The 1,530-nt window shown below is 69.0% G+C and carries 3 protein-coding genes; all 3 read right to left on the bottom strand.

All coding sequences use genetic code 11. The features are described 5' to 3' along the window. Positions 1 to 721: hypothetical protein (locus NXI30_29025; protein MCR9098283.1), on the bottom strand; the 721-nt coding region annotated here is incomplete at its 3' end. Positions 722 to 812: 91 nt separating this feature from the next. Beyond that, the gene (locus NXI30_29020) at positions 813 to 1,193 is read right to left on the bottom strand and encodes a hypothetical protein (GenBank protein MCR9098282.1); all 381 of its coding nucleotides are present in this window, start codon (positions 1,191 to 1,193) and stop codon (positions 813 to 815) included. Then, positions 1,190 to 1,530 (bottom strand): tail fiber domain-containing protein (locus NXI30_29015; GenBank protein ID MCR9098281.1); only part of this gene is annotated, 341 nt, incomplete at its 5' end. The genes NXI30_29020 and NXI30_29015, both read right to left, overlap by 4 nt.

Raw genomic sequence — 1,530 nt, 5'->3', positions numbered from 1 at the left:
CGTAGTCGGTCGGACGGTTCACGCCGACGATCCCGCGGGCGAGCACGTTGGTTGCGGGCCAGGCCACGGAGCGCGTCCGGTCGAGCGAGGACTGCACCGCCGCGAAGAGCGTCGACGACGACTTCGCCGTGGGGGTGCCGCCGACAGACTTGAGGACGAAGGGGTCGGAGATACAGACCCGCTTCTCCGCCCCGATCAGGGTGGCGGCAGACTTTGCCTCGGCGAGGGTCGTGTTCGGGGCATCGACGTAAAGCTGCGCCTTGAGGCTGTTGGCGACGACGATGGCCTCCGCGACGACCGGGTCCGCCGTGCCCGAGGCGGCGGCCTTCGCCACGCCGGGAAGGCAGAGCAGCTTCGGCTTGCTCAGCCCGAGCGTGACCGCCTTCTTGAAGGCATGGACGCCGGTCTTCGCCGTCGCGTCGCCCGTCGCGTTGGTCGCCAGCTCGGCCGCGTCGGCGCCCTCGTCCACAACGACGAGGATGACCTGACCGCCGCCGTTGTCCCAGACGGTGTCGAGCTCCTCCTTCACCGCCGCGGGAAGGTCGGCGGCGTCGGACGGGTTGCGGATGGCGACGGGCGTGTTGACCGCCACGCCGGAGGGGAGGTCGGTGGGATCGACCGCCATGAGCATGCCGATGACCGACGTGCTGACCGGCTGGGCGATGACGGGCTCGTTCGCGTCCTGGAAGACGCGAACCCCGTGGAAGGTTTCGGTGACCATTTGGGGGTTCTCCGTGGGTGTCGCGGGTCAGCCCGCATCATGCCCTGCCGGGAGGGCGGGTGAGTGTGTCCGGCGATGCGCGAGGGCGCGATTAGAGCACGACGACGGGGCGCCGCGCCTGTGGGCGCGTGCCCTCGATCTTGTGGACGAGGCGGGCGGTCGCAGCGGCCACCTCGCGCTCGATGAAGCCCGGGGCCTTCGCCTCGGCCCAGCCGATGACGATCTCTCTCCTCGACGCGGCGGTGCGCCCCTGCAGATCGTCGAGGTCGATGAACTCGCTCTCGTCCGAAGGCAGGCCAAGCGGCTCGGAGCCGGATCGCCGCGACGTCTTGCCGGTCTCGGGATCAGTCACTGTCAGCCGCCAGTGGACGACGCGGATCGCGCCGGGGAAGACGGTGCCGTCATCGGCGGTGTAGTCCTCGGTTTCCGCCTTGACGTCCCAGGCATACTCGAATGCGTCGGTGTCGATCATTGCGCGGCCTCCAATGCGGCGAGGCGATCCGTCAGGGACAGGATCTCGACATGCTGAGATTGCACTTTTGCGACGAGCGCCGCGACGATGGCCCTGACGTCGTAGTTCTCGCCGTCGTCGGCGGACGCCTCCGGGAAGGCCGCCTCCACCTCCTCCGCGATGAAGCCTGCGTATCGGCCATCCCAATCCGCGAGGTGCTTCGAGGTGAAAGCCACCGGCCGAAGCGCGAGAACGACGTCCCCATCGACCGGCTCGAGGTCGGTCTTGTAGACCCCCGACGAGGTGGAGCGGAACATGCCGCCCCCGCTGTTGGTGTGGGTGTTGGCGCTGTTCGAGG

Source organism: bacterium (genome assembly GCA_024742285.1).
Lineage (GTDB): Bacteria > Myxococcota_A > UBA9160 > UBA9160 > UBA4427 > UBA4427.
This window is presented reverse-complemented; position numbering and strand designations above follow the sequence as displayed.